We start from the raw sequence: 20,201 nt of genomic DNA on the forward strand, positions 1-20,201 counted from the left end.
GCCGGGTCGATGTACTGGTTGTCATTGCCCACGGCCTGGCTTTGCGCGTCGGCCAGGGCTTCCTGGAGTTTCGTGGTGAGTTTGTCGAGTCGCATGTTGCACGCTCCTTCATGGTTGGGCGAGTATGAAACGCAAAAGTGATACTGCTTGCTGCGAACAGGCATGCCTCACGGGCAACATTCAGGGCCAGTGCAGTTGCATCGGCTGCCTAGGCACTGTAACCATCACAACTCGGTTGAACCGCAGCTCCTGTGCTTGGCTCAGGGTCGATTCATATTCTGGCTGCCCGAAGTACTGCAGCGTGTCGAGCGCAGTGGCTTCTAACGGTTCATCGGTCAGGATCGATTGCTGTTGCATTGTTTCTCCCTGAGATCCCTGGACTTTGGCGGAGCAGGACTCAGTTCGGCCTTACCCTGGGCATGCCAAGCATTGGCGCTCCCGTGACCGAAACTCCGAGCCAGGACCAGCCCGCCCACCGTTTCCTGCCGTTCCTGGCGAATGCGCGGACGGCGGCTTGTGTCGAGGCGGACATGATATTTGCCTCCAATTTTCGCAATAAAAAAATCAGGGCGAAGAAGATGCGGCTGCCGCCATGCTTGCCTCAAGCTGCGGCAGTACCTGGTTGCCGATTTCCTCCAGGACCGCGCCGGCATCGCGCGCGCCATATTTCAGATTGAGGATGACATGATTAACGCCGATCCCGTGCAGGGCTTCCAGGAAACGCAACACGAAACTGCGCCCACCCCGGAACCCCAGATGAATCGGTGTCGGCGGTTGTTCGGGATTGTCGCTCAGGTCGAGATAGAAGGATTGCACGAAAGGTTTGAACGCGCCGGGCGCGGCGGCTTCCACCGCGGCCCGCCAGCGCGAGGCAACTTCCATCTGCCGTTCAATGCCGCGGGGATAAGTGATCCAGCCATCGGCGTGCTGCGCGATCCACTCCAGCCGCTGTCCGCTATGCCCAGTGACCAGCATCGGCAGCCGACCCATCGGTTTCGGCACCAGGTCAGCGCTGCCATACAGTTGGCCATAGGAGGAATGTAGCGACGGAAATTCGCCGTTCAGCACCGTGCGGATTACGCGCAGGTTCTCGCGAAAGAGGGCAGAGCGCTGTTCGAAGTCGACCCCGAACGCGGGAAACTCCACGGGCCGATCGCCGGACGCGAGGCCAAGAACCAGGCGCCCGCCCGACAATTGGTCGACCGATGCGGCCGCTTTTGCCGTGTGCAAGGGATGGCGCAGCGGCAGAATAATCGAGCCGGTGGCCAGCGCAATTTCCCGGGTCTGTGCCGCGATCCAGCCCAGATAGACCCACGGATCGAACACTTGCCCAATATCGCCGAAGCTCGGGTCGCGCAGCGGCACGTCGCGAAACCACAGCGCGGCGAAACCCAGTTCCTCCGCACGCCGGGCAAGGTCTTCCTGGTACTGCATAGACGGCTGGTCGCCCTCGAACGCCTCGATGGGAAAGAAAACGCCTAGCGTAAGCCGTCCGGGCGCGAACATGCGGCGGAATCCCTTCATGTTGCTGGGGTCGGTGCTCGTGTTCAGGCTTAGCATGCTGTTGGTCGCCATCTCTTTTTCCTTGGTGAGTGATGCCCCTGTTCCGCATACATAGCAATTCGCATGCCGTAGGCGTCAGGCGTCAAGCGTCGGTTAGAAAGTGGCGTAGCCATGCGGCAGTCATGCGGCAATCTCGATCTTGCAACTGGACTTGTGGATCCAAGCAGCTACACTGTTCAAACGAGGCGCCGCTCTATTTTTGCCGGGAGTCGGCCATGAATCTAATAAGACATGATGGTTCGGATGGTTTGGCATGCCGTACCAGATCGCTCGCCGGACAGGAGGGGCGGATAGTCGAGGATATGCTCGAACGACTTTCTTCCTCTACGCGCAAGCCGCAATCTTGCGGGTCAGTTACCGCCCAAGAAAGAATTAATCCGCGAGCACCTGCCGCCGATAGATAAGGCATAGGAAGTTAAAGTAAATATGCCCGGTCTTGAATAGAACGATGTCGGAATTCTGATCGATAACCATCGCGACCATTGGTGCGGAACTGGAAAGAGATGCTACTCAATAAACGGCTGTGGGCCAGGCATAGTCCGCGGCGACGACGCAATCGAGTCGATCCGCGCAATCTGGGCAAGCAGTAGGGCAGGGTAGCAGTTCCGAATGGCGCATTCGACAAAAGATATGCTTTCAGTTTCAAGCCGCCCGCAGTAGTTGCTGGCACAAACGCGCAGTCGAGGCTGGACGATCCGGCGCAGGGTCATGGAGGAAGATCATGGATCATCAGCAAGTGCACTACAAGGGTTATGCCATCCTGCCGACAGCTGTCCTTGAAGGTGAAGACATGTACTTCGGAGGATATGAAATTTCAAAAGACGGCAGCATCGTCAGCGTGCGGAGAAAAATCATGCCGCGATTTTTTTATCGTGATGTTGCGCTGAGGGACAGCGTCGAGCGCGCCAAGCTTGAAATAGAAAACCTCGTGGCCATGCAGGGGCCGGCCGATTGACATGAGCACTGGGGGCCGCACGGCCAAGGCTGCAAGCAAAGCCGCACTGCATCCGCGTCGGCGCAGTGCGGCTTTGCTGTGACGCTTATTTCTTCACCTCTCTAAATTCGGCATCCACCACATCTTCCTCTTGTGGATGGCCGGTTCCGGTGGACTCTTCCGCTGGTCCCTGGGCTGACTGTTGCGCACCGCCTCCTGACTGCATCACTTCGCCCAGTTTTTGCGCCGCGGTCGTCAGGGCGGCCATTTTCGCTTCGATCATTGATTTGTCGTTGTTCTTCAATGCGGCTTCCAGATCCTGCGCGGCGGAGTCAATTTTGTCCTTGTCCGCACGGTCTAGCCTGCCGCCGTATTCTTCCAGCATCTTTCTGGTTGAATGAACCAGCGCATCGCCTTCGTTGCGCGCAGTCGCCAGATCCTTCAAGCGCTTGTCCTCTTCCGCGTTGGCTTCGGCATCGCGCACCATCTTCTGGATTTCCTCTTCGGTCAGGCCGGAATTGGCCTTGATGGTGATCTTGTTTTCCTTGCCGCTGGCCTTGTCCTTCGCGCTGACATGCAGGATGCCATTGGCATCGATGTCGAACGTAACGTCGATTTGCGGCATACCGCGCGGCGCCGGCGGAATGCCTTCCAGGTTGAACTCGCCCAGCGCCTTGTTGCCGGACGCCATTTCACGCTCGCCCTGATATACCTTGATCGTTACCGCAGGCTGGCTGTCGTCTGCGGTCGAAAACACCTGGCTGAACTTGGTCGGGATGGTCGTGTTCTTCTGGATCATCTTGGTCATCACGCCGCCCAGCGTCTCGATGCCCAGCGACAGCGGGGTCACGTCCAGCAACAGGACATCCTTTTGCTCTCCGGTCAGAACGGCGCCCTGGATAGCCGCGCCGACGGCGACAGCCTCGTCTGGATTGACATCCTTGCGCGGGTCCTTGCCGAAGAACTCCTTGACCTTTTCCTGCACCTTGGGCATGCGGGTCATGCCGCCGACCAGGATCACGTCATTGATGTCGCTGACATTGACGCCGGCGTCCTTGATTGCGGTGCGGCACGGCTCGATGGTGCGCTCAATCAGCTCTTCCACGAGCGCTTCCAGCTTGGCGCGCGTGACTTTCAGATTCATATGGACCGGCGCGCCATTGGCCATGGCGATGTACGGCTCGTTAATCTCAGTCTGCTGGGTCGAGGACAATTCAATCTTGGCGCGCTCAGCCGCGCTCTTGATGCGCTGAAGCGCAATCGAATCCTTGGACAAATCCAGGCCGTTGAGTTTCTTGAATTCGCTGATCACATAGTCGATGATGCGCTGATCGAAATCCTCGCCGCCGAGGAAGGTGTCGCCATTGGTGGACAGCACTTCGAATTGCTTTTCACCCTCGACATCGGCAATCTCGATAATGGAAATATCGAAGGTCCCGCCGCCCAGGTCGTACACTGCGACCTTGCGTTCGCCTTTGTGCGCCTTGTCCAGGCCGAACGCCAGCGCGGCCGCGGTAGGCTCGTTGATGATGCGCTTGACGTCCAGGCCGGCGATGCGGCCGGCATCCTTGGTCGCCTGGCGCTGCGCATCGTTGAAGTAAGCCGGCACCGTGATCACGGCGTCGGTCACTTCCTCTCCGAGATAGTCTTCCGCGGTCTTCTTCATCTTGCGCAACACTTCGGCCGAGATCTGCGGCGGCGCGAATTTCTTGCCGCGGACTTCGATCCAGGCATCGCCGTTGCCGGCCTTGATGATCTTGTATGGCATCAGGTGAATATCCTTCTGCACTTCCGCTTCGTCGAACTTGCGGCCGATCAGGCGCTTGACCGCGTAGATGGTATTTTGCGAATTCGTGACCGCCTGCCGCTTGGCGGGCGCGCCGACCAAAATTTCGCCGTCCTCCTGGTATGCCACCACCGATGGCGTCGTGCGCGCCCCTTCCGAATTCTCTATGACCTTGGGTTGGCCCGCTTCCATGACGGCTACGCAGGAGTTGGTCGTGCCTAGATCGATGCCGATGGTCTTGCTCATTGCTTTTCTCCTTTGATTGCTTGAGTGGCCCGGATTTGCGGGCAGAAAAAACAGCGATGCAGCGCGTCAGGCTGCATCGCCTTGGATTGCATGGCCTCCCGTAGTCGATTGCGCAACGACGACGAGGGCTGGACGAAGCAATCTGTCCACGATCAGATAGCCCGTCTGCAATACGTTGACGATGGTATTGGGCGGCTGGCTCGAAGGCACAACGGAAATTGCCTGATGCCTGTCGGGATCGAATCGGTCGCCTGGCTTCGGATCCACTTCGGTCACGCGGTTGCTTTCGAGCGCTGACGACAATTGCCTGAGCGTGATGTCAACGCCTTCCCTAAGCGATTCCACCGACGCCTTCTCGGCCTGAAGCGCCATCTTCAGGCTGTCCTTCACGGGCAGCAATGACGCGGCGAAATTTTCGATCGCGTATTTGTGCGCGCTAGCGACATCTTCCCGGGCCCGGCGTCGGAGGTTTTCAAGCTCCGCCTTTGCCCGCAAAAAGGCGTCGCGCATTTCAGCAAGGCTGGATTCGGCCCGCGCCAGTTTTTCGGCCAGTGGCGCTTCGCTGGCGCGCGCTTGCTCATCTTGCTGAGGCGAACCGTCGGACTGCGAAAAAGGCTCCCCAACGGCTTCCTGATGTCTCATGTCATCTTGGTTGTGCATCAAATTATCTCCGGCATCTATAGGCAATCGCCATTGTGAAAAATCGAAACGGGAATGCATCTCCGAATCAACATTCGGAATGGCGGCCGCGCCATTCGCAGGTCGGGGGAGCGCACTCAACACTTCCGATGAGCGGCCCCATGCAATCACATTGCAGGATGCGTACCTGCCCATGCCATCGTGGAGTCACGACTCTGACAGGCTAAAAACTGGTGATTGGATAGCAGCAATTGGTGTGCCGCTGGGACAGGAAGAACCCGTCACCGCAGGAATCCTCGCTGCAACTGGACCGGCCTCGTGACGCTCTGATTGCGATGCTTGAAAACTGCGGTACAACTGACCAAGTGGGAGCGAGGCAGCGAACCGGTACTAAGGCTGTATTCGGGCGGTTAGGCTTTCGGCAGTCGGCAACGTTAGCGATATTCGAGTTGTGGCGGGCGCGGCCGGCGCGTGCGCCCGCCCAGTTAAGTGCTCCCAGCCTGAGAGTGTCCCAGTGGCTGCCTTGGCGGGTCGGAATGCGGTCTGGAAGAGGCTGCGAAGCGCTGCCGCACAACGCAGTCCCTGCAGTGTTCAAAAGCGAAAAGTTGCTTGCTTACTGAAGGCTCACATTGATGTGGACTATTTCATTTGCGAGCATACTCAAAGCGCGGCAGCGCCTTTAGCGCAGCCTTCGTCGCTCCTGGCAAAAGCAGTTGCTTCTCTTCCAGCCTGATCTGCTCCATTGGTATGGCCACGTCGTTTTTTCCAATCCCGAGAAATCCGCCGACCCCAATAATGGCGAATGAGGCAACCGGGAGTTTCAGATCCTTGGACGGGCTTACGATCAGGTCTTCGATTTTCCCGATTTTTTCCTTTTGATCATTCGTCACGGTCTTGTCCAGCAAATCTTTTTTTGCGCTCCATCCGTGCACCATTGCTTCCATTTCCACTACGGCGACCCCGAGTGGCGCCCTGCCTGCGACCGGCGGACTCGCGGCTCCGGTCGTGCCGGAGCTACCAGGCCGATCTGGCTGGGCTGCTGCGACACTGGAAAGCAGACAGATGAGGGTGGTTGCGGTAGTGCCGAGTAGGTATTTCATCGCGATTTCCTTCAGGATGGATTGTCCTTTCGGACAGTGACGGCACCTTTGGGAAAACAGATGTGCAAGCGACAAACCTGGACGAACATTCTCATCGCTTCAGCTGCCATCGCCGAAAGGGCCTCAATGCCGCCATTGCAGCAATGACGGCATGATGCACACTCCCGCAATTTGCATGCCTTGCAACTAGACGATGGGATAAGGGGAAATCGCTGACGAACTGAAAGCGCGGTGGCGGAAAAGGCTACCGCTGCTGGCGATGGACGTGAGCCATCCAATAATGCCCAAACGCGATCGAAGAATCTTCGCGGAATACGTTGCAGATTTTCGGTTAACCATCGTGACCCAAGGGTCAGGCACGCGATTCCTCCGGCCTTGCACAGCAGGACGAAGAATGCAAAGGGACAATCTGTAATAGTTACTGAACGACGTAATTATTACATGTAAAATTTACAGCAAATATGATTTTTCTGGCAATGTGTTTAATCATGTTAGGCCGGGAGCGCATTCATAGCGGCAATTTTGACCGTGGCCCCAATGTCGGCAAGTCATGACCGGTTATTCCGCATTATTGTGACCGATCAACGCATGCTTTATCGCTGACCACGAAACGTCCACATAAATCAAAACACCTGGTCATGCGCTGGCGAAGCAGGCGTGCCGATCACTTTTAGCAAATGCCGTGCCTGGCTGAGGATGGAGGCGTCAAGCGCTATTCCCGAAGACGGGACGCCTCTCGGCTTTCGACACGGGGAACACCGCCGCGTCAAGCGGAACGTTTCTTAAAGGATGGCCAGCCGATCGGCGCGGCATTCATTTGCAACGCATGCGTGAAGGGATGCAACGAGGCGTCCTCTGTCAACCGGCGGTCTTCCAACATGTTGCAGCTTGCGCGCATCGTACCGGTGCTGGGGCGTTTCATATCGGGCGACGGGTGTCCATGGCATGCCTTGCGCAATGCCTTCCCCGTGTTGGCATATCAATTGCGACGGACTAGCCTACCGGGACTGCCTGGCGGCGAAAGCCGCGGCAAAGTCGGGCTGGCTGAATCTTGGTCGGAAGGAGGTTATCGGGATGACTGAAATGCTTGCCCGGTCTTGGCGCCTGCTCGCCATGCGCGGCGTGATCACTATTGTCTTCGGTGTGCTCGCACTGACGTGGCCCGCGTTGACGCTGCTGGCATTTGCAGCACTGTTTGCCGCCTATACGCTGCTCATTGGAGCGGTGATGGTGGTTGGCGCGCTGAAAGGCAGGACAAGTAACGAGGACTGGTGGCTGCCGCTCATGGTCGGCTTGGCGAGTCTCGGCGCCGGCGCCATCGCAATCATCCATCCAGATCTGACCGCACTGGTCCTGCTCTTTGTGATCGGGGCCAATGCAATGATTACTGGTGTACTCGATATCGCTACCGCAATCGGCCTGCGCAAAACCATCCGCAACGAAAAACTGCTGATCCTGAACGGTATCGCTTCCATCGCTTTCGGCGTGCTCGTTTTCCTGTTTCCCACTGCAGGAGCGCTAACGCTCGGCTGGCTCATCGGCGTTTTCGCGATGCTCAGCGGCATACTGCTGCTGGCATTTGCATTCCGCCTGCGCGCCAAGATCAGGGGGGCGACATCGGTGGAGAAAAATAGGCGAACCATGCGTGACAGGCGCGTATCGGTATTCCAGCCATGATTTTAGAGAAGAGGCCTGGGGCCGGGTACTGGTGGACGCCGGCCCTGCCGGGAATGCTTGGCTAGGCCACGTCTGCCCATCATTAAGATAACGGAGAAATGTAATGGCCGTATCCAAACTTGAAAAACCGAGCTGGCGCGCCTATTTCGATCACATGTCGAAAGTACTCGACGGCAAGCGCGCTGAAATCGAAGTTGATGCGCTGTCCATCGGCAGCCAGGTGGAGGCTAAATGGCTGCCTCTGCTGGGCATGACCTATGATCCGAAAGGCGACATTTTCGAAGTCGCACTCGAAGGACTGGATCACATGATCCACAAGCCACGCGACGTGTTCGTCGACCAGACCGCAGCCGACCTCAGCAGCGTGGAGGTGATCGATGATGACGGCTTCCGGCACATCATCAAATTGCGCGATCCATTGATGCTGCCGCCGCCGTAATTATCTGGCTTACCGATCGCTGTGGTCCGGGAGTAATGCGCATCAGAAGCGTATCGACCATTCGCCCGGCAATTTTCCGGCATGCCGGCCTCGGTGCAGCATGGCTGATCGGCCCCGGGCGCCGGCCAGGAATCACTCCGCAAGGCGGCGGCGCGATGGCCGGCTTTGACGGACTTTGACCATAGGTGAGCCCTGGTTTTCGGATTCGGGCAGGTGCCGGTGACTTTAGGAGAATTTCAATGGGCGAGTTTCTACATATCGTTTGTCCGCAGTGCGCTACCGTGAACCGTCTCCAAGCCGAACGCCTGAATGCACACCCAAGTTGCGGAAAATGTTCACACGCCATCTTTGTCGCGAAATCCGTCGAGGTCGATGGCGATGCTTTCACGAAGCATGTCACGCGCAACGACATCCCGGTACTGGTGGATTTCTGGGCGCCGTGGTGCGGCCCCTGCCTCACGATGGCGCCGGCCTATGAAAATGCTGCACAGCGCCTCGAACCCGCGTTTCGCCTTCTCAAGCTGGATACTGAAAAGGCGCAGGACCTGGCTGTGCGTTACACCATCCGCAGCATACCTACCCTCGCGCTGTTCAAGAATGGGCGGGAAGTTGCGCGTAGGACCGGCGCCATGGATGCCGGGGGGATTGTTGCATGGGCGCAGTCGCAGGCCCGTACGCAGCCTGCGTAGCGAAAGGAAGGGCATGGAAGATTCAAGCCAGTGGCCAACGTCGGCATCGGATTTCGGCAGCGAGCAACAGTTGCGGGATGTGCTGGACCGGCTCAGCGCGACCGTGTTCGTCGGCCTGCTGACCGTCGACGGCATCCTGACGTACGCCAATCGGGCAGCGCTCGAAGCTGTGGGAGCAAAACTGGAAGATGTATTGAACAAGCCATTCGACGCCACGCCATGGTGGATCTTTTCGGAGATATCCAGGAAAAGGCTGCGCGACGCGATCCAGTCCGCTGCCAGCGGGGTCGCCTCCCGCTTTGAAGTCCCTTTCCGGAGCGCACAGGGGCAGGTACGGACCGCAGATTTTACGCTTAGCCCAGTGTTCGGCCGCCACAGCGAGGTAGCGTACTTGATTGCGTCGGCGCGCGATATCACGCAGCGCAAGCTGGCTGAGCATGCGTTATGCGTGACCCAGTTCGCGGTGGACAACGCGTCCATCGCAATACTGCAGCTGGCGCCCGATGGACGAATCCTGTATGCCAACAACGCCTGCTTGCGGATGCTAGGCTACCGCCGCGATGCCCTGCTAAACCTGCGCATCGCGGACATTGACCCTGCCTTGTCTGCAGCCGAGTGGTCCGAGCGCTGGAAGGAACTGAAGGAGTGCGATATGTTGCGGTTCGACTCGGTGTACAGGCATGCGGACAGGCATGAGATTCCGGTCGACGTGTCAGCCAGCCACATTGCCTATGACGGAGAAGAATATTGCTTTTTCCATGCGCTGGATATCACCGAGCGCAAGGCGGCGGAACGGCGCATCCACCACATGACCCACTATGATTCATTGACGGGCCTGCCCAACCGTACGTTGCTCAGTGAGCATCTGCAGCAGTTACTGGTGCGCGCACAAGCGAACCGGCAGCCTGTCTCCGTCATGGTGATCGGCCTCGACCGGTTAAGGGTAGTAAAGGAGGCGCTTGGCCATGCCCGTGCCGATGAGGCGTTGCGTAGTGCGGCGCGAAGAATCGTGGATTGTGTCCGTGGCGCGCACATGGTCGCGCGCCTCAGCGCCGATGAATTCGCGATCGCGGTCGTGTCTGATCCGGTCTTGCCAGAGGCGCTGGGCCGATGCGTCATCGAATCGATGGCCTTGCCGATATTAGTCGAGCAGCAGGAGATATTCATCAGCTGCAATATCGGCATGGCCGTCTATCCGCAGGACGGTGATTCTGCTGAGGAGCTGCTCAAAAGCGCCATCACCGCGCTGGGCAGATCGAAGCGGCATGGTGGCAATGCGATACACGTGTATTCTTCAAGTTCGGAAAGCAGGAACCCCGGCCGCCTGCCTATGGAAACAGCACTGCGCAGCGCATGGAAGCGCAAAGAACTGCTCGTCTACTATCAGCCGCAGTTGTGCCTGTCCACAGGAAAAATCTGCGGCGTGGAGGCACTGCTGCGATGGCGACACCCGGAAGATGGGGTGGTGTCGCTCGCACGATACATTCCGATCGCCGAAGAAACGGGCTTGATCCTCCCGATCAGTGAATGGGTGTTGCATGAAGCCTGCACCCAGTTTTGCGCATGGTCGCGAGAAGGGCTTCTGGCCGGGCGCATGGCCGTCAATCTGTCGGCACGGCAGTTCCGGCAGGAAGACTTGGTCAGCCAGATGGGACGACTCCTGCACGATTGCGAGATCGATCCCGCTGCGCTGGAACTGGAGCTGACCGAATCCATGCTCGTGGATGACGTCGAGCTTGCGATGAAAACCATGTCCGCTCTTAAAGCCATCGGCATCCGTCTATCGCTGGACGACTTCGGCACGGGTTATTCGAGCCTGAGCTACCTGAAGCGGTTTCCCATCGATACGCTAAAGATCGATAAGTCATTTGTGCGAGAAATTCCGACGGATCCGAAAAGCGCCGCCGTTGCCGACGGCATCATCACCCTCGGTCATCGCTTGGCGCTCGGCGTTCTTGCCGAGGGTGTAGAGACTGCCGAGCAGCTATCAGTGCTGTACGACAGCGGTTGCGACATGGTGCAGGGTTATTTGTTCTGCCGGCCTTTGCCGGCGGAACAGCTGACTACGCTATTACGGGAGCCGCCCACGGATTTTATCTTGCACAGCGCGCAGTGCTGCAAGACGGTGGTGTAATCGTCGGGCTGTCCGTTACGGCGCTGACAGTGCTGCGTTTGCCCGTTGAGCCGCGAATGCCTGCTTCGGCCAACGAGTCTGCCAGTATGCAGATTCATACCTGGCCTCTGGCATGCTGCTTTGGCCTTATTGAATCCTACGGCCACTCTCCGGGGGCACTAGCTTCGTTTTGGGAGTTTGCCTCCCGAAGCACTGATCGGAGCGGGCAATTATTTGCATGGATGGCCGCGATCGGCTCGAATTTTGCATTCTCTTTTCTTGCCGCTTGCGGCCACCCAGGCTGCGGCAAGGCGCGGACGTCACGATGACCAGACCAGCGCAGTACACACGGAGGAACAGATGCAAGAACAGTCCGAAGTAGATCGACCGCCACTCGTGAAAGTCTGCGGCCGGCGCGGCGCGTCCGAAGGTTACGCGATCCGCGATTTTCTTTACCGTTGCGATATTCCGTTCGAGTGGATCGAGCTCGATAGCGATGAGGCGGCCCGCTCTGTGGCGAAGGTCCAAAGCCTGCAGGATTCGAGATTGCCGGTTTGCTTCTTCCCGGATGGCAGCCGCCTGGAATGCCCGACCATCCGGCAGATCATCGAGAAACTGGGATGGTTCGCCATGCCGTCGCGCACCGAGTACGACGTGGCCATCTATGGCGCCGGGCCGGCTGGGCTCAGCGCAGCGGTCTACGGCGCCGCGGACGGCCTCAAGACTGTGCTCGTGGAGCGCTGGGCGCTCGGGGGCCAGGCGGGCAGCAGTTCGAGAATCGAGAATTATCTGGGATTCCCCGAAGGGATCAGCGGCGCGGACCTGGCCGAGCGCGCGCGCAAACAGGCAATGAAGTTCGGCGTCGAAATCCTGCTGGCGCGCAAGGGTGTGCGCGCTGAGTTCCACCCGGGGAAAGGCATCGGTTATCTGGAGGATGGCACGAGAATCGTGGCCCATGCGTCGATTTGCGCCACTGGCGTCGAATACCGCCGGCTCGGCGTGCTCGATGAAGACAGGTTTCTCGGTGCCGGCGTCTATTACGGTGCCGGCGCCAGCGAAGCGACCCTGACCAGGGACGAGGACATCTATATCGTGGGTGGCGGTAATTCGGCAGGCCAGGCCGCGATGCACTTCGCGCCATTTGCCCGGCGCATCTGCATTGTCATCCGGGATGATTCGCTCCAGAGTATGTTGTCCCAATACCTGATCGACCGCATCTGTTCGACCAGAAATATCTTCATCCTCCCGCGCACGGAGGTGGTTGCCTTCCATGGCGGGGATGCGCTCGAGGAAATCACACTTGCCGACCGAAAGGAGAACCGCGAATACAGGGTTCCGACCCATTGGCTGTTCGTCTGCATCGGCGGCGTGCCGCAGACGGACTGGGCCACCGAGGTCGGCATTGAACGTGACAGCGCAGGCTATCTCCTTACTGGTCCGGATCTGCTGCACGGCAGCGAGCGGCCGGTCAATTGGCAACTGGACCGCGACCCGTATCATCTTGAAACCAACGTTCCGGGAGTATTTGCCGCCGGGGACGTGCGCCACGGATCGGTGAAACGTTGCGCATCCGCCGTCGGAGAAGGGGCCATGGCGGTCGCGCTGGTGCATCGATATTTGTCGAATTGTTGAACCGCCGCTGTCGGACGTTATTTCCGGAGATTGCCATGGCACAGGACTGCGCCCATCTCGACCAGATCAGGATCACTAATACCCTCAAGCATGTCTGCGAAGACTGTATCAAGACAGGCAGCAGCTGGGTGCATTTGCGGCTGTGCCTTTCATGCGGCCATGTGGGTTGCTGCGATTCCTCCCCTAATATGCATGCAAGCAAGCATTTCAGAACCTTCCACCATCCGCTGGTTCGGTCCATCGAGCCCGGTGAAACTTGGGTCTGGTGTTACGTGGATCAGGTCGTGGCAGGAGAATTCCCCGATTAGCGACCCTCCAGTTTTGGTTGTCGGATGGCGAGGCACGACGCAGTCATACCGGCGTGGCGGCGGCTGCGCGGTAAGCCTGGCACGCGGGCAGTCCCGAATCGCATTCGCTTCAGTCCATCGGGCATGCGTAATGTAGGCCCCGCACGTAGCCCAGGGTGCGGCATATCCGGCTCGACGAGCGGGACCGGCACGGTGCGGCCTGGGCAAAGGCCCAGTCCGGCGCATTGAAGAACGCAAAATGGAATTGCAGGCGGTACGTGGCCGCCCCGGCCACCGCATGTTGCTCCCGGGCTGAGCATTCAGGCCCTAAGCATGCGGCCGCGACGCCTCGAATGGATCGCTTCTGCGGTTATTCAAGCTGCGTCGAACGCTTGTCGTCTCTTTCCCTGCACAGCCAGTAGACGATCCCGAGCGCCAGAGTTGCGCCCGCCAGCGCCGCGATCGTCGCCGCATCGGTGGAATGAATATCCAGGATGATGAACTTGCGGCTCAGGGCCAGAAGCGCGATCAGGATAACGGTCTTGGTCTGAACGATGCCTTCGGCGCGCAAAACGATACGAATAATCGAGTGCTTGAACTCCAATGCAATGAGCAGCGTCATGATCATGCCGAACAATGCCTGGAACACCTCATGATCCAGCGGATCGAGCGCGCCGCCAAGTATGAGCGGAATGAGTCGGGTCACTAACTGCACCAATGCGATCACGATGACCAGCGCGATGATCAGGCTCAGTACGAGCACCACAAATTGCTCGAAACGCTGGTATAGGGTCATGAATGGCCAGTTCTGACGCGTCTCCTTTTGCAGGCCCTGTAACTGACCTTGGACTGTTTTCATTTCGTTGCTCCTTCTTGTGAATTCGCTTCATCGCTACGGCACTCGATACGGTTGCAGCCGGGAATTCAATCCAACAGGGCGTTGTTATTCTTGATCGTGACTACCGTGCGGCCCAAAGAAACGAATGTCCACCCTCCCAGAAAGGCGAGCAAGATTCAGGAAGCCAATTCCCGATGCAGCATGCTCGACATCTGCCTAACCTTGTACGGCGCCCATGCCGGGCGGGCAAGAAAAACGTGTCCAGCCCGCGACAGGAGCAGGACGATCATCATTCCGACGCCTGGGCGTTGAAGTTCGCGTGGATCTGAAACCGTTGTTGGCCAAATCTGCATGAAAAAATATCTCTCCAGGCAATTGCACGGAAGTAGGCTTACGCAGCCGAAAATTTCGGCGGGGATGGCTCCGCGTCCCGCGATTCGGTGCCAGCCACCCGATCAAATCAATAGGTGCAGCTGCGGACAAGACCGGGCACTACCTTTAGCGGATATTGCCCTTTTCTACCATCGCGATTCGGGCCAGCGCGCCGGTTGCGCCGCGCACGGGCATTCCCTCTTTGGCTCTTCGGCACAGCGCGGTTATTTCGCGGCAAGAATAATCAGTCGTGCGTTCACCCGCTGCTTCACTAAACGAAATATGATGGGAAGGCCAATCCCAAGCTTTGTAATCATCTTATCCAATTAATTGGCACAACATGTATTTAAAAACGACGCAGGCATTAAATGAGCAGCCCGTGAGTTGAGATTGCGCCCCGAATCCATGCTGGCTGAAGTCAGGCTATCCAAGATCTGCTTGGCTGACCTGTACAAACGGCTTTGCGCCCATCGTAAGCTTATTCCTGGGTCGAACCGGGCCGTCATAAGCCGCAAAGCAAAAGTTCGCCACCTTGCCAAGCGGGAAAGCAGTCGCATTTAATCATTCGCCCGACGGCAGCCGCAACGCAAGCTGAACGACCGGTTTGGATAAGGGTAGCCGCATCCCAGTCTTCTTCGCTGGGCGTCCCGGCACCTGTGGTGGTCTTGGCGGAGACAAATGCGGCTAGAATGCGGTGTGCATGCGGTTTTCGCACATGCGTTGCCTTTCGTTCCGATGCGAACAGGAAGTTAAAAAATGAAACGCGAGCCCGATTCGCCTCCTCCCCGCCTGAGGGATAACGGCACCGGACAACCTGCTCCGGCTCACCTTGGCGACATGCTTGACAGCCTGAGCGACGGATTCATGTCCATAGACAAGTCGTGGCGCTTCACCTATCTCAATGCCACGGCCGAGCGATACTTGCAGCAGGAGCGGAAAAACCTCCTCGGGCGCGACATATGGGAGTGCTATCCGGACCTGGTCGACTCCGGATACTATCGCGTTTATCAGGAGACGGCGGCAACGGGTCAGCCCGGCCGTCACACGGGCTATTACGCACCGCTAGGCGCCTGGTTTGAGGCGCGCTCATTTGCTCACGACGACGGCATCACCGTCCTTTTCCGCGACGTCACACGAGAGCACGAGCACGAGGCGCAGCTGGAATTTGAAGCCAGTCACGACTACCTGACCGGGTTGGGCAACCGGCGCAAGTGCATGGAAGTGCTATCACGCGCGGTCACCGAGACTGCTTCTCTGGCCCTCACGCCTGCCGCTTCCCTGGCGGTACTGTATATCGACCTAGACCATTTTAAGGAAGTCAACGACGCTTTCGGGCATGCGGTCGGCGATGGCCTGCTGCGTGACTTTGCAAAAAGGCTGCGCGCAATACTCGAACCTGCTGTATTCGCCGCACGCGTAGGAGGCGATAAGTTTGTTCTCTTGCTACACGACATGCCCGGCAGCACGGCAGAAGCGTTCGCGCACTTGGTGCTCAGGGAGTTCGCAACGCCGTTCGAGGCATCGGGAAGATCCGTTTCCCTCTCCGCCAGCATTGGCATCGCGCTGCTCAAAGATGCGCCCGAATCAGCCGAGGCGCTTCTGAGTCATGCCGACACGGCCATGCACGCGGCAAAGGCTTCTGGACGGTCGCAGGTGCGCATGTACGACGAAGCTCTGGACCGGGGTATGCGGGACCGCCTTGCCTTGCGCATGGATCTCCATGATGCGTTTTCCACGAACCAGTTCGAGCTGCATTTCCAGCCCCAGATAGCCCTTGCGGATGCTTCCACTGTCGGCGCGGAGGCGCTGCTTCGCTGGCGCCATCCCCAGCGAGGCTTGCTAAAGCCGCATGCATTCCTGGATGTGTTGCTTGAGTCGTCTCATGAAGGCGTCCTTGTCGACTGGCTGCTCAATGCCGTCTGCCAGCAGATCGATGCATGGCGGCGCCTGGGCATGTCCGTACCGCGCATCAGCCTCAACCTGTCGGCGCGACAGCTTTTGAGTGCGGGGCTTACCGATAAAATTCTTCGTATCGCGGGGGCTCATGATGTCTCACCCGCAGTGCTAGACATTGAAGTAACCGAGAACTCCCTGGTGAGCGATATTGAAAAGGCAGGCTCGGTTCTGGCCGCGCTGAAGCAGGCGGGCTTGTCCACATCGCTGGACGACTTCGGTTCCGGATACTCCAGTCTCGGCTACCTGGTCCGATTGCCTATCGACACCCTGAAGATCGACAGGTCGTTTGTCCAGGCGCTGGTTGATTCGGAGAAGGCACCGGCGATCATCCAGGGCATTGTTGGTCTCGCCCGCTCATTGGGCATGAAAACGGTCGTGGAAGGCGTCGAGAGCCAACGCCAGGTCGCAGAGCTGAAGCATGCAGGATGCGACGTCATTCAGGGCTATCTGATCAGTCGCCCGCTTGACCCGCATGCGTTTGCGGACTTCATGCGGCGCTCAAAATAGTGACAAGAGAACGTTGTGTGCGCGCACAGTCGGCAGTGCGAGGCGAATGTGCGCCGAGAAGTTGCGACCATCCAGGCTGCCCATCCATACGCCATCGCGCCCTGACGCTTGCCATGGCGAGCCGGTCGATGCCGCTTTCATCCCAGAGGGTGCGCCGGTGCCCGATCTGGTGAAGCGGGAGCGGGTGGCGGCTGCGACAGCCCCGGTCGCGGCATTTCAGCGCAACGCGCCGCCAGGTACTCATGCAGCAGCCGCACCGCGGCCGAGATCTGGCGGCGGCCGGCCACCAGCAGGTACAGCGGCACGTTCTCGCCTTCCCAGTCGGCGCAGAGATGCAGCAGCCGGCCCTGGGCAATCTCGCCGAAAACATCGACACGGGACCGGTAGGCGATGCCGTGGCCGCTCATGGCCCAGCGCCGGACCACGTCGGAGTCATCGGCTACGCGATCGCCCTGTACCGGCACGGTTACGGTGACACCCGCCTTGTGGAAGCTCCAGCGGTTGTAGACGGTCTCATCGAGCACGAAGCACAGGCAGTTGTGATTCTTCAGGTCCTCGGGCGAGGCCGGCGCGCCGCGGGCTGCGACATAGGCGGGCGAGGCGCACAGCAGCCGCGGGTTCTCGGCAATCAGCGGCAGCGCCACCATGCTGGAGTCGGGCAGCTTGCCGAAGCGGATCGCAATGTCGACCGGGTCACGGTAGATATTGGCGAGACGGTCTGAAAAATGCAGCCGCAGCTGCACGCCCGGATATTTTTCCTGGAAATCGTTGAGCCAGGCCAGCACCTGGTTCCTTCCCAGGTCGGACGGCAGGGAAATCTGCACCTGTCCCTCGACCACCGCCTGCCGCGCCATTGCCTCGTTCTCGGCCGCGCGCAGGCTTTCCAGCACTGGCTGCGCCCGCATCAGCAGCCGTTCGCCTTCTATCGTGAGTCGCATGCTGCGCGTGGTCCGCACGAACAGCGCGACGCCGAGGCTGGCTTCGAGCCGCTTGAGGGCGGCGCTGGTAACCGCGGGCGACAGGTTGAGCGCGCGCGCGGCGGCGGACAATCCGCCGCCTTCCGCGGCGGCGACAAAGACTTCGAGATCCTGAAGATTCCGGATTTTCAAAATTGTGTTGAAAGTAATTCGCGAGCTTGCCAGTTTATCAGCCGCGTCGGGAAGATCATAGTGAATGCAATATATTCACCCCACAAGGAGTTACAAGATGAAAGCCGTCGCTTACCAGGCAAGCCACCCGATCGACCACCCGGATGCATTGATCGACACTATCCTGCCCGACCCGGTTGCACAGGGCCGGGACCTGCTGGTCGAGGTCCGCGCGGTCTCGGTCAATCCGGTCGACACCAAGGTGCGCAAAGGCAGCCAGCCGGAAAACGGCGCATGGAAGGTGCTGGGTTGGGACGCCGCCGGCGTGGTCCGCGCGGTGGGCCCGGAAGTCACGCGCTTCAAGCCGGGCGACCGCGTCTGGTATGCCGGCTCCATCCTGCGCCAGGGCAGCAACAGCGAGCTTCAGCTGGTGGATGAGCGCATCGTCGGCGCGATGCCTGCCTCGCTGGACTTTGCCGACGCCGCCGCAATGCCGCTGACCAGCCTGACTGCCTGGGAAATGCTGTTCGACCGCCTGCAGGTGCCGATGAACGTGGATGGCGCAGAAAGCGCAGCCGACAAAGGCCGGAGCCTCCTCATCGTCGGTGCGGCGGGCGGCGTCGGCTCCATCATGGTCCAGCTGGCGCGCAACCTAACTGCGTTGACCGTCATTGGCACCGCATCGCGCCCTGAAAGCCAGGAATGGGTAAGGAAACTCGGCGCTCACCAGGTGATCGACCACAGCCAGCCGCTTTCCGCCGAACTCGCGCGCGTGGGCGCCGCGGCGCCGGACTACATCGTCAGTCTCACGCATACCGACCAGCATTACGCGGAAATTGTCGAGGCCATTGCGCCGCAGGGCAGGTTCGGCCTGATCGACGACCCCGAACCCATCGATGTCCGGCAGCTCAAGCGCAAGAGCGTATCCCTGCACTGGGAGCTGATGTTTACCCGTTCGATTTTTCAGACGGACGACATGCAGGCACAGCAGGACATCCTGTCCCGGATAGCCGGGCTGGTCGATGCGGGAACGGTGGCCAGCACGGCGACCGAACGTTTCGGCGTCATCAATGCAGCCAATCTGAAGCGCGCCCACGCACTGCTGGAGTCGGGCAGGTCACGCGGCAAGATCGTGCTGGCCGGGTTCTGACATTACGCTGCCGGCCGGTACCGAGGCGGCATGCTTGCGGCGCGGTAGTACGCCGCATGGCATTCATGAAAAGCGCCAGGTGGCCGGCCGTGAGCAGGTGGGTGGTAGTGTAAGCCTGCACTTGGTCACTGCCGGCCAGGGCCAGGAAAGCGACGTGTTCGTCGGCCTCGACGCATTCCGCAATGACGTTGGGCTTCACGCTATGCCCACCCAATAGCGTGCGCAAATTTTGGGCCATTTCCTTGGAACTGCCTGCCAAGAATTAATTGGGCGCTGCTGGCAATCCACTCCCAAAGCGGCTAGTCGTGCGGCAGCATGCGCCTGTGCGCTCCGTTGCGTGCCGGCCAGCGCGGCGTATCGAATATCTTGCCAAGATAATGACGCCGCTGTTCTGCGCGCATGGCAATAACGTCAAATAAGAAGCGCTAAAGTTCTAACCCTCATCGCTGACGTCACTGAAACAGGGCTCATGGGTGTCCATACCCACAATTGATTCTCAAACCCGTCGGTCGTTCATAGCAGACTCCAGGCGGTCCATGACCGCAGGCACCTCGGAAGTCTTGCGTTAGGCCGTGTTAAACTTCGCGCCATTAATCAGCAAGTTCGCCACCGTCTCACCACTGGATTAACCATTCGTTAACTGTCGATATGCGGCAATTCCCCAAGGCGGGAATGAATTGGACGCGTATTTATTAAAATTTGTTCTTGAAATGTGGGAAATGAAAAGCCCTGAAGGGCGATATTTTGCGTAAAAATTACTGGTTGACGACGTGCAAACTTGTTATCGGAGTTGATTTTTCGCAACAAGTTTGATGCTGTCAAAGATTTGCGATAAGGGCTTTGCAGTTTGGTCGTATTCTATCGATTATATGATTCAGCACGGTCTTAATCATGGGACCGTCCATCAAATGGTTGAAATTTTCGGTGGTTCTCATTTTTCTTCGAGACCAGGTTGCCAATCTTGGAATTTCGTGCCGGTTCAATGGTCCTTTCGGACAACGTCTTTGTAATGAATTTTGGAAGACCGAAAACACTAAATGGTTTCTGCAAACTTTTCGCCGTCAATTGAACAGTTACATGACCGACTACGTAGTCGGTGCTGAATAATTCTACTTTTCAATACGCCGGGACCGTGGATCGGCTTGACTTAAGCTTGTTAATGATGAGGCGGATGTTGTGCCCGGC

Annotated in this window: 16 protein-coding genes; 9 read left to right on the plus strand and 7 right to left on the minus strand. The window is 58.6% G+C overall.

What is annotated here, in order from left to right; translation table 11 throughout:
- Nucleotides 1–180 precede the first annotated feature (180 nt).
- Both QOL82_RS28430 and QOL82_RS28435 read right to left on the minus strand, forming a co-directional pair.
- Complete coding sequence (locus QOL82_RS28430) at nucleotides 181–357, minus strand: hypothetical protein (RefSeq protein WP_283445695.1); 177 nt, start codon at nucleotides 355–357, stop codon at nucleotides 181–183.
- A 207-nt stretch (nucleotides 358–564) separates the two neighbouring features.
- Nucleotides 565–1,575, minus strand: coding sequence for an LLM class oxidoreductase (locus QOL82_RS28435; RefSeq protein ID WP_283445696.1), 1,011 nt, complete (start codon nucleotides 1,573–1,575; stop codon nucleotides 565–567).
- Between the two features lie 709 nt (nucleotides 1,576–2,284).
- On the opposite strand from QOL82_RS28435, the gene QOL82_RS28440 reads away from it, so the two are divergent.
- Nucleotides 2,285–2,518 (plus strand): DUF6566 family protein, encoded by a 234-nt coding sequence (locus QOL82_RS28440; protein WP_283445697.1) that lies wholly within the window; start codon nucleotides 2,285–2,287, stop codon nucleotides 2,516–2,518.
- 85 nt (nucleotides 2,519–2,603) lie between these two features.
- Here QOL82_RS28440 and dnaK read toward each other — a convergent pair whose 3' ends face one another.
- The 3 genes from dnaK to QOL82_RS28455 form a co-directional block, all read right to left on the minus strand.
- Nucleotides 2,604–4,529 carry a molecular chaperone DnaK gene (dnaK, locus tag QOL82_RS28445; protein WP_430438567.1) on the minus strand — a complete coding sequence of 642 codons (1,926 nt, stop codon included), beginning with the start codon at nucleotides 4,527–4,529 and terminating at the stop codon, nucleotides 2,604–2,606.
- A gap of 66 nt (nucleotides 4,530–4,595) precedes the next feature.
- A complete protein-coding gene (gene grpE / locus QOL82_RS28450; protein WP_283445698.1) occupies nucleotides 4,596–5,189 on the minus strand; it encodes a nucleotide exchange factor GrpE in 594 nt (197 codons plus the stop codon).
- A 623-nt stretch (nucleotides 5,190–5,812) separates the two neighbouring features.
- Nucleotides 5,813–6,268, minus strand: coding sequence for a PRC-barrel domain-containing protein (locus QOL82_RS28455; RefSeq protein WP_283445699.1), 456 nt, complete (start codon nucleotides 6,266–6,268; stop codon nucleotides 5,813–5,815).
- Between the two features lie 1,074 nt (nucleotides 6,269–7,342).
- Here QOL82_RS28455 and QOL82_RS28460 point away from each other — a divergent pair.
- The 6 genes from QOL82_RS28460 to QOL82_RS28485 all read left to right on the plus strand — a co-directional run bounded on the left by QOL82_RS28460 (nucleotide 7,343) and on the right by QOL82_RS28485 (nucleotide 13,126).
- A complete protein-coding gene (locus QOL82_RS28460) occupies nucleotides 7,343–7,945 on the plus strand; it encodes an HdeD family acid-resistance protein (RefSeq protein ID WP_283445700.1) in 603 nt (200 codons plus the stop codon).
- Nucleotides 7,946–8,048: 103 nt separating this feature from the next.
- The gene (locus QOL82_RS28465) at nucleotides 8,049–8,384 is read left to right on the plus strand and encodes a DUF5335 domain-containing protein (RefSeq protein ID WP_283445701.1); all 336 of its coding nucleotides are present in this window, start codon (nucleotides 8,049–8,051) and stop codon (nucleotides 8,382–8,384) included.
- A 239-nt stretch (nucleotides 8,385–8,623) separates the two neighbouring features.
- On the plus strand, nucleotides 8,624–9,073 hold the full coding sequence (gene trxC, locus QOL82_RS28470; protein WP_283445702.1) for a thioredoxin TrxC: 450 nt from the start codon (nucleotides 8,624–8,626) through the stop codon (nucleotides 9,071–9,073).
- A 13-nt stretch (nucleotides 9,074–9,086) separates the two neighbouring features.
- Entirely contained in the window at nucleotides 9,087–11,207 is a 2,121-nt protein-coding gene (locus QOL82_RS28475; RefSeq protein WP_283445703.1) for a putative bifunctional diguanylate cyclase/phosphodiesterase, read from the plus strand.
- A 339-nt stretch (nucleotides 11,208–11,546) separates the two neighbouring features.
- Nucleotides 11,547–12,818 (plus strand): FAD-dependent oxidoreductase, encoded by a 1,272-nt coding sequence (locus tag QOL82_RS28480; RefSeq protein ID WP_283445704.1) that lies wholly within the window; start codon nucleotides 11,547–11,549, stop codon nucleotides 12,816–12,818.
- A gap of 35 nt (nucleotides 12,819–12,853) precedes the next feature.
- Entirely contained in the window at nucleotides 12,854–13,126 is a 273-nt protein-coding gene (locus QOL82_RS28485; RefSeq protein WP_283445705.1) for a UBP-type zinc finger domain-containing protein, read from the plus strand.
- A 349-nt stretch (nucleotides 13,127–13,475) separates the two neighbouring features.
- Here QOL82_RS28485 and QOL82_RS28490 read toward each other — a convergent pair whose 3' ends face one another.
- Complete coding sequence (locus QOL82_RS28490; protein ID WP_430438568.1) at nucleotides 13,476–13,964, minus strand: phosphate-starvation-inducible PsiE family protein; 489 nt, start codon at nucleotides 13,962–13,964, stop codon at nucleotides 13,476–13,478.
- 1,107 nt (nucleotides 13,965–15,071) lie between these two features.
- On the opposite strand from QOL82_RS28490, the gene QOL82_RS28495 reads away from it, so the two are divergent.
- Nucleotides 15,072–16,778, plus strand: a complete 1,707-nt coding sequence (locus QOL82_RS28495; protein WP_283445706.1) for a sensor domain-containing protein — start codon at nucleotides 15,072–15,074, stop codon at nucleotides 16,776–16,778.
- A 137-nt stretch (nucleotides 16,779–16,915) separates the two neighbouring features.
- Here the strand turns inward: QOL82_RS28495 and QOL82_RS28500 are convergent, their stop codons facing one another.
- Nucleotides 16,916–17,881 (minus strand): LysR family transcriptional regulator, encoded by a 966-nt coding sequence (locus QOL82_RS28500; RefSeq protein ID WP_283445710.1) that lies wholly within the window; start codon nucleotides 17,879–17,881, stop codon nucleotides 16,916–16,918.
- Nucleotides 17,882–17,984: 103 nt separating this feature from the next.
- Between QOL82_RS28500 and QOL82_RS28505 the strand changes: the two genes are divergently transcribed.
- A complete protein-coding gene (locus QOL82_RS28505) occupies nucleotides 17,985–19,016 on the plus strand; it encodes a zinc-binding alcohol dehydrogenase family protein (protein WP_283445707.1) in 1,032 nt (343 codons plus the stop codon).
- Nucleotides 19,017–20,201 lie beyond the last annotated feature (1,185 nt).

The organism is Noviherbaspirillum suwonense (assembly GCF_900182955.1).
Classification (GTDB): Bacteria; Pseudomonadota; Gammaproteobacteria; order Burkholderiales; family Burkholderiaceae_D; genus Noviherbaspirillum_A; species Noviherbaspirillum_A suwonense.

Coding starts and splice junctions, on each gene's coding strand:
- QOL82_RS28430 (WP_283445695.1), bottom strand. CDS start 357: ATGCAACAGCAATCGATCCTGACCGATGAACCGTTAGAAGCCACTGCG.
- QOL82_RS28435 (WP_283445696.1), bottom strand. CDS start 1,575: ATGGCGACCAACAGCATGCTAAGCCTGAACACGAGCACCGACCCCAGC.
- QOL82_RS28440 (WP_283445697.1), top strand. CDS start 2,285: ATGGATCATCAGCAAGTGCACTACAAGGGTTATGCCATCCTGCCGACA.
- dnaK (WP_430438567.1), bottom strand. CDS start 4,529: ATGAGCAAGACCATCGGCATCGATCTAGGCACGACCAACTCCTGCGTA.
- grpE (WP_283445698.1), bottom strand. CDS start 5,189: ATGCACAACCAAGATGACATGAGACATCAGGAAGCCGTTGGGGAGCCT.
- QOL82_RS28455 (WP_283445699.1), bottom strand. CDS start 6,268: ATGAAATACCTACTCGGCACTACCGCAACCACCCTCATCTGTCTGCTT.
- QOL82_RS28460 (WP_283445700.1), top strand. CDS start 7,343: ATGACTGAAATGCTTGCCCGGTCTTGGCGCCTGCTCGCCATGCGCGGC.
- QOL82_RS28465 (WP_283445701.1), top strand. CDS start 8,049: ATGGCCGTATCCAAACTTGAAAAACCGAGCTGGCGCGCCTATTTCGAT.
- trxC (WP_283445702.1), top strand. CDS start 8,624: ATGGGCGAGTTTCTACATATCGTTTGTCCGCAGTGCGCTACCGTGAAC.
- QOL82_RS28475 (WP_283445703.1), top strand. CDS start 9,087: ATGGAAGATTCAAGCCAGTGGCCAACGTCGGCATCGGATTTCGGCAGC.
- QOL82_RS28480 (WP_283445704.1), top strand. CDS start 11,547: ATGCAAGAACAGTCCGAAGTAGATCGACCGCCACTCGTGAAAGTCTGC.
- QOL82_RS28485 (WP_283445705.1), top strand. CDS start 12,854: ATGGCACAGGACTGCGCCCATCTCGACCAGATCAGGATCACTAATACC.
- QOL82_RS28490 (WP_430438568.1), bottom strand. CDS start 13,964: ATGAAAACAGTCCAAGGTCAGTTACAGGGCCTGCAAAAGGAGACGCGT.
- QOL82_RS28495 (WP_283445706.1), top strand. CDS start 15,072: ATGAAACGCGAGCCCGATTCGCCTCCTCCCCGCCTGAGGGATAACGGC.
- QOL82_RS28505 (WP_283445707.1), top strand. CDS start 17,985: ATGAAAGCCGTCGCTTACCAGGCAAGCCACCCGATCGACCACCCGGAT.